General features: G+C 69.5%; 6 protein-coding genes. 2 read left to right on the forward strand and 4 right to left on the reverse strand.

Translation table 11 applies throughout. The features are described from left to right. Positions 1-83: 83 nt before the first annotated feature. Positions 84-905 (reverse strand): alpha/beta fold hydrolase, encoded by an 822-nt coding sequence (locus A8W25_RS29865; protein ID WP_234386648.1) that lies wholly within the window; start codon positions 903-905, stop codon positions 84-86. A 308-nt stretch (positions 906-1213) separates the two neighbouring features. Between A8W25_RS29865 and A8W25_RS29870 the strand changes: the two genes are divergently transcribed. Then, positions 1214-1951 (forward strand): SDR family NAD(P)-dependent oxidoreductase, encoded by a 738-nt coding sequence (locus tag A8W25_RS29870; RefSeq protein ID WP_234386649.1) that lies wholly within the window; start codon positions 1214-1216, stop codon positions 1949-1951. 77 nt (positions 1952-2028) lie between these two features. On the opposite strand, the gene A8W25_RS29875 is transcribed toward A8W25_RS29870, so the two are convergent. Further along, on the reverse strand, positions 2029-3513 hold the full coding sequence (locus A8W25_RS29875) for an FAD-dependent monooxygenase (RefSeq protein WP_067167502.1): 1485 nt from the start codon (positions 3511-3513) through the stop codon (positions 2029-2031). 1494 nt (positions 3514-5007) lie between these two features. Between A8W25_RS29875 and A8W25_RS34200 the strand changes: the two genes are divergently transcribed. Continuing rightward, positions 5008-5181 (forward strand): hypothetical protein, encoded by a 174-nt coding sequence (locus tag A8W25_RS34200; protein ID WP_158942796.1) that lies wholly within the window; start codon positions 5008-5010, stop codon positions 5179-5181. Between the two features lie 76 nt (positions 5182-5257). Here A8W25_RS34200 and A8W25_RS29880 read toward each other — a convergent pair whose 3' ends face one another. Together A8W25_RS29880 and A8W25_RS29885 are read right to left on the reverse strand one after the other, a co-directional pair. Further along, the gene (locus tag A8W25_RS29880; RefSeq protein ID WP_158942798.1) at positions 5258-6067 is read right to left on the reverse strand and encodes a DUF4328 domain-containing protein; all 810 of its coding nucleotides are present in this window, start codon (positions 6065-6067) and stop codon (positions 5258-5260) included. Positions 6068-6226: 159 nt separating this feature from the next. Then, on the reverse strand, positions 6227-7194 hold a 968-nt coding region (locus tag A8W25_RS29885), incomplete at its 5' end, for a phytoene/squalene synthase family protein (RefSeq protein WP_234386650.1).

The following is a 7194-nucleotide window of genomic DNA, read 5'->3' on the forward strand; positions in this document are numbered from 1 at the left end:
GGCGAGCATCAACCCAACCGGACCGGCCCCGACGACGATGACGTCATGCTTCATTGGATTTTCCTCCCCGTTGATCGCACGGCCTACTGTGCGAGGAAACCGAGCAGCTCCTGGGAGACCAGCTCCGGGTCGTCCTCGGCGAGCCAGTGCATGGACTTGTCCACGCGCACCATGCGTACGTCGGTCGCGATGTGCGACAGCTGCTCCTCGACCTGGTCGTACTGGGTGGGAGCCGCGAGCGCGAGCAGCGGCGCCGACACCTTGTCGTAGGTCTTCAGGTCCTCGATGTCCTGGTGGTACGCCTGGTACCAGCCGTTGGCCGCCCGGATGCCCTCCGCCGTGTCGTACGCCCGCGCGTAGACGGCACGGTCGAAAGCCGTGACGGACTCGGGGTCCTTGAGGGAATTGCTGTACAGCCAGTCGATCAGGTCCCAGCCGTGTCCGGCGAACACCTTCTCCGGCAGGCCCTGCACCTGGTTGAACGCCATCCACCACATGTTGAAGCCGGTACGGGGGCGCCGCAGCATCGGCCGGTCGTAGTAGCTCTCGTCGGGATGGACAACATCGAGCAGGGCCAGCCGCCGGGTCGCTTCGGGATAGTTCGCGGCGAAGCTGTACGCGACCATCGCTCCGAGATCGTGACCCACGATGTGGGCGCTTTCGTACCCAAGTGAGCGGATCAGCTCATGGACGTCGCGCGCCATGTTCTTCTTCGTGAACCCGTCCGAGGGCTTCAGCTCGTCCGGAATTCCAATGCCCCGATGATCTACCGCGACGACTTTGTAGTGCTCGGCGAGCTGCGGCATCAGCTTCCGAAATGCCCACCATGTCTCCGGCCATCCGTGCAGCAGCACGACCAGGTCTCCGGTGCCGCCCTCGACGTAATGCAGGCGCGTTCCATTCACATCAGCGAATTTGCTCTGAAAGTCTCCGTCCAGCGACTGCGCCAGTTCTGCATTCTCCGGCACCACGGGGGCCTCGATAGCCAATTCATTCGACATTGCGGTTCACCCATCCCCTTCATCGCATTTCCTTGACTCTAGCTAGAGCCGCAGTGTTTGACCATGGTGAAGTGATAGTTGAACAGTCTCAGCCAATCCGCTCGACTTAGCCGCGATGATTCGCCAAGGTGGGCAATGCAAGAAGCGGCAGGAATTCGCCGCGCGTACCGGGAGGGGTTCACTTCATGGGTAGGTTGACTGACAAAACGGCTTTGGTAACCGGCGCAAGCCGGGGCATCGGGCGCGGTATCGCCCGGCGACTGGCGCGGGACGGCGCCCTGGTGGCCGTGCACTACGCGACCGGCGAGACCGAGGCCAAGGAGACGGCCGAGCTGATCGGCGCGGAGGGAGGGCAGGCGTTCACCGTGTGCGCCGACCTCGCCGACCCCGAGCAGGTGACGGAGCTGTTCGCCGCGCTGGAGCGGGAGCTCAGGGAGCGGACCGGTTCCGCCGCCCTGGACATCCTGGTCAACAACGCGGCGTACGACGGCCGGCCCACGCTGCCCGAAGCCGTCACCGTCGCCGAGCTGGACAAGTACCTCGCGGTGAACGCGCGGGCGCCGTTCCTGGTGGCCCAGCAGGCGCTCGCGGTGCTCGCCGAGGGCGGACGCATCGTCAACATCTCGTCGGGGATCACCCGCAGCGCCCAGCCGGACATGATCGCCTACGCGATGTCCAAGGGAGTCATCGAGCAGCTCACCCTGCACCTGGCGCGCCACGTCGCCGACCGCGGCATCACGGTCAACAGCGTCGCACCGGGCCTGACCGACAACGGCAAGCCGCAGTTCTCCAACCCGGCCGTGGTGGCCCGCCTGGCGGAACTGTCCGCGTTCAAGCGCGTGGGCCGGGTCGAGGACATCGCCGACGTGGTGGCGTTCGTCGCCTCCGACGAGGCCCGCTGGATCACGGGCAGCTACATCGACGCCAGCGGCGGCACGCTGCTCGGCTGATGCCTCGCGCCGACTCCGCGTGAAATGCCGGGGCCCGCAGCGGTGAAACCGCTGCGGGCCCCGGCATTTCGCCGTTACTACGCGGCCGGCTCACCGAACCATCGGGTGAGCGCGGAGCCCAGGTCGCCGCCGTCCGGCGAGGCCCACGCCACGTATCCGTCGGGGCGCACCAGCACGGCGTCCGCCACCGGCAGCGCGCCCGCCGTGCCGTCGTCCTCGTCGGCCACCCACGTGCCGCGAACGGTGTCGACGCGATCGGCCCAGCCGTCCGCCGTGTACGCGGCGCCCTCCGCCGTGATGAGCACGCCGCGCGCGGAGTGCAGCAGCTCGGCCGAGCGCCGGACCGTGCCGTCCACCGTGATCCGCCGGTCCGGCGACAGCCGCAGCCCCAGCGCCGGGTGCACCGCCTCCGGTCCGCCTCCCATCTCGTAACGGATGTCCACGCCGGAGACCATGCCGGCCAGATGACGTGCGGCCGCCGGGATCCGGGCCAGCTCGCGCATCACCTCGCGCAGCGGCTCCATCTCCTCCCCGCTCAGGTACAGCAGCGACGCGGCGAGGGTGTCGCGCAGCAGGCGCTCACCGACCGGGTGGCGCTCCGAGTGATAGGTGTCCAGCAGCTCCTCGGGTGCCCGGCCGCCCACCACGGCGGCCAGCTTCCAGCCCAGGTTGACCGCGTCCTGGAGGCCCGTGCTGACGCCCTGCGCCGCCAGCGGGGCGTGGTCGTGGGCGGCGTCGCCGGCCAGGAAGACCCGGCCGCTGCGGTACTGCTCGGCCTGGCCCTGGGCGTTGGTGAGCGCTGCCATCCAGGTGGCGTCGCCGTGGTGGATGGAGTCGCCCGTCATGCGCTTCCAGGCGTCCGCGATCTGCTGGAACGTCGGCTCGCTCTCGCCGTGCTGCGGCGGGACATCGGGCTCGTGGATGACGATCCGGGAGACGCCGGGACCCAGGGCGACCGAGAGGACCATCCCACCGCCCTCGATGTGCCGGCCGATGGGGTTCATCGGCAGCTCTGCGCCCACGACGTCGGCGAGGAATATCCCGCGCGTGGCGGGCTGGAGGGGGAAGGCGATACCGGCGAGCTCACGCACCGTGCTCTTGCCGCCGTCGCAGCCGGCCAGGTACGAGGCGGTGTCCTCGCCCTGCCCGTCGGGCCCCTCGAACACGACGGTGACCGAGGCGTCGTCCTGCCGCAGGTCGAGGACCCGGCAGCCGCGCCGCACGGTCACACCCAGCTCCTCGACCCACTTGCCGAGGGCCTCCTCCGTGTGGGACTGGGCCAGCCCCATCACGCCGTAGTGGCGGTCCGGCACCTGGTCGAAGTCGACGCGCACACCGCCGAAATGGCCCTGCTTGCCCCAGCGGAACCCGCCGAGCCGCTCCAGCAGACCGCGCTGGTCGAGCACTTCGGCGGTACGCCGGGTGAATCCGAGCCCGCGGGACTCTCCACTGGCCTTCGGCAATTTGTCATAAACGACAACATCGGCACCGGCAAGCTTGAGCTCCCCGGCAAGCATCAGCCCGACCGGGCCCGCGCCGACAACAATCACATCTCGGCCCATGGTTGTACTCCCTGCGGATGGGGGCGAATAGAAGACGCTCAGTGAATCCCGCATCGCACCCAGGAATCAAGGATTCCGTACTCCCTCGCAGAACATCGCCGCAAGCGATACGGGCGAAGTCCGCCCATGCCCCCAAACCCGCGCGAGCAGGCATTGCTTTCCGCATGCGAACATTGCCAAAAGTCGGCAATGCCGGAGTTCTTCCCCGTTGGCGGAGTGTTCGACCACGGATTATCCGCCGTTGAACGGTTGTACGTCCTGTTTCGATTCGTCGCAAAGACGGGCAGCGCAAGTGTGGATATCCATGGAAAAGCAGAGTCTCGCTCACGGCGTGTGAGCAGCCGATCGGGGTCCCCCTCGCGAAGCCATCACGGCAGATCGCTCGAAAGGGGCGCACGGAGACGATCCGTCGTTTCCCTCGTATTCGGCACCACTGGCCGCCCCGCCCGGCCAGCGCTCCCGGTTAATGGACAGTTCATCGTTCAAGAGCCGTGAGAAGTATCGTCATTACGAAGAGCGGTGTACACCAACCTGACTACAGATCTTGGACAGGTACGTCAGCAGTATGACAACAGAACGCCTTGAAAGACGTAGAAGAGCGTGGTAGTACTCCTCTTCCTCCGAGACGGCAACTGATTTACGAGGGCCGCCGGGGCCGTGCGCCGGCCCGCCTGACGACAGGCGGGCCGAGAGGACGCCCGCGCCCCCGTCGAGCGATGGCTCGCCGACGGGTCCGGAGCCCGCCGGTCCCCGCCGAGTCCGGGGCGGTGAAGCACGCATCAGGGAAGTAGTGGCGCTCACGCGGCAGCGTTGAAGAGCTCCCCGGACACGTGGGCCCGTCAGGCCCGACGTCGTCTCCGCCCGGTGAAGGTCCGCCCAAGGGGCGCTTCGACAACAACCGGGCGCCCGGCCGGGTTCGGACATCGGAACGCACGGCGCCGGGCAGGGGCGCACCCACGCCTCCGCCATGTCAGGGTTGGGATCGTAACGGGCGTGGATGATCTCGCCGTCGTAGGACGTCAATGGGTGCGTGTCTTCGAATATGTGCTGCTTGACCGCGGCAATCTCATCTCGCGAAAACCCCTGAGCGCCGTTTATGCGCGGGGCGTTCTGCAGTGAGCCTGCCAGGGCATCGACGTCATTCGCCGAGCGGAAGGACTCGTAGGCATCGGTGGCCCATGTCTCCGTGCGTTCGTACGCGCGAACCGTGCCATCATCACGCGGCCGGAACGACCCTCCCGATTGATGAAGGTCATGGCCCGGTGGCAATTCCCCGGGCAAGGGATCCCTCCCACTGGGGAGCGGGGAGCGGGGAGCGGATACCGCCCCACTCGGGACCATGGGCAAGGTCGGCGAGGGTGAGGCGCGGGCCGGTTCCGGCGAGTCGCGTGGGTGGACCTACTGAGGGGTGTCAGAGGATGGCTGCCTCGCCTGGACTGTGAGGGCGAGGGCGAGGGCGGGTTCAGCGCGATGACGGGTCGTCAGACTCGTGCGATGGTGTGGGCGGGCCGGCCCCGTCCCGGCCAAGACGTAGCCGGTGTGGTCGGCGCCGGCGAGTGCGAGGGCTGGGCGTTCGGGCCGGAGTACGGCGATGGCACCGCGCTGCACCAGCTCCGCGCGATCCCCGCCGACATCCGTGAGGCGTATCAGATCGCGCACCGCACCTGACCGGGGGCAGGTGTGCCGCAGGCTCGCGACCCACGGCGACTCCGGCCGTGCCGTGGTCCAGGCCCTGCGATGCCCGTCAGTCGCCCCGCGGTGCGGCGGGGGCCGTCACCCGCGCGTGGCCGCGCTGCTGCAGGCGTGTCAGCTGCTGGACATGGAGAATCGCGAGGACCGCCGCCACGAGGTTCAGGGCGTCGATGCCGATCCAGACGCCCGAAGTGCCGTGTGTCAAAGCCATCTCGTCGTCTGCTGCGGGCAGGCGCGAGCCGATCACGAGCAGTGCTTTGGACGCGACCCATGCGGCCCACCACGCGTTCAGCAGGGTGAGCGACGCCGTGCGCGCCACGTCCTCGTGGCGCGCCGCGCCCTCGCGGGCCGGTCTGCCGCTCGCGCAGGTCACCTCGCGCGCGATGAGCCAGGGCATGACGAGATTCACCAACGGCACGAACCAGACCCCGATGGCCCATCCGGCTCCCGTGGAGCACGCCCGCGGATGCAGGGCGTCGGCGTTGGTGCGGACCCGGTGGAACCAGGCGATGAAGACGCCGGCCGTCGCGGCCATGGCCCACAACTGCAGGCTGGATGCCGTGCCGTGGCGGTCCCGCACCTCGTCCAGCAGGCGGAACGCCCTCGCGTCATACCCCCCGGCCGGCGACGGCCCACCCGCGTGGCGGAAGGCGTCGATGTCGGCGACGAGCCCGTGGACGGCAGCGGCTGCGGCCAGCGCGAGCAGCAGCGTGACGGCCGTCGCCAGTCCCCGTACCGGCCGGAAACCCGGCCCTCGCACCGCCGCCGCGCGGGACGGCACAGCGTCGCTTTCGAGTCCGGCGTACGTCTCGAACCCCTTGGCCCAGTCCTCCTCTTCGGATTCGCCGGATCTCAGCGGCATACCAGACATGTTCCGAGGCCCCCCTCTTGACCGGGCCCCGCCTTCGGGCCGACGCGCCAGCGGACTGTACGACACGGCCCGCGCGGCGTCCACGTCCGCATGGCGTCCACGTTCACGTTCTTCGCAGGCCGCCGGGGGCGACCTCCTCACGGACCCTCCTCACGGACGTGGCGTCCGGGCGGCGAGGGCCCGGAGCAGGATCGACGCGGCCCGCCCCAACGGGGCTGCGGGCGCGCTCTCCAGCAGCTTCGGCCCGTGGGACTCCGCCGCGGCGAGGCGGGCGAACTGGAGTCGGACCAGTGCGCGCAGGAACGGCCGGTGGGGAGCCAGGGCGAGGTGCTCCAGGCGTGCGGCGGCCCTCAGGTCGGGCCGGACGAGGGCGGCCTGGTGGCGGACAAGCGTCCGGACGAGGGCGGGGTCGGGCCGGCCGAGCAGCCCGTCACGGGTCAGACCGCAGTCGGCGAGCGCCTCCGCGGACATACCGAGCCGGCCGGACCGGAGGTCCTCGGCGAGGTCTTCGAGGAAGTCGAGCCGCTGGCCGCCGAGGATGAAGGCGCGGCACCCCGCCTCGAAGGCCTCCGGCTCGTCCGGAGGGGTGAGCAGCGAGGCGATGACCATGAAGGCGGGCAGTGCGTACGTGTCGACGTAAGCCCGGAAGTCGTCCTCGGTGGCGAAGCCGGTCCACCGGGCCTCCAGCTCGCCGCCCTTGAGGTAGGCGTCGATGTGCGGGCGCAGGTGCGGGTGCGCCAGGGCGGTGTGGCGCAGGGCCGCGAGCACCGGTTCGAGGTGGGCCGGTTCCTCGGCCAGGGCGGCGCGGGTGCGCGTGCTCCAGTCGGCGAGGGCTGACAGACGCTGGTCGAGGGGGCCTTGGTCGATGAGGTTGTCGCTGTGGTGCATGAACGCGGTCGAGGCGATCACATGGGGGACGAGCGGGGCGGGCAGAAGGAGTCGTACGGCGGTGTATTCGGCGCGGGCATAGCGGGCGACGAGGCCGCGCTGGGCGCTGTAGGCCTCGCGCAGGGCGGGGCTGGTGATGCCCGCGCGGTCCAGGGTGTGCGGCCAGGTCGTCGTCACGGTTGCGCGCTCCTTGGTGGGGGGTGTGGTGGTACGGATACGGGGCCCCGGGG

Origin of the sequence: Streptomyces sp. ERV7, from assembly GCF_001653515.1 — a bacterium.
Taxonomy (GTDB): Bacteria; Actinomycetota; Actinomycetes; order Streptomycetales; family Streptomycetaceae; genus Streptomyces.

Excerpts from the sequence above, each read along its gene's own strand:
- A8W25_RS29875 (WP_067167502.1), bottom strand. The coding sequence starts at position 3,513 with ATGGGCCGAGATGTGATTGTTGTCGGCGCGGGCCCGGTCGGGCTGATG.
- A8W25_RS34200 (WP_158942796.1), top strand. The coding sequence starts at position 5,008 with ATGGTGTGGGCGGGCCGGCCCCGTCCCGGCCAAGACGTAGCCGGTGTG.
- A8W25_RS29880 (WP_158942798.1), bottom strand. The coding sequence starts at position 6,067 with ATGCCGCTGAGATCCGGCGAATCCGAAGAGGAGGACTGGGCCAAGGGG.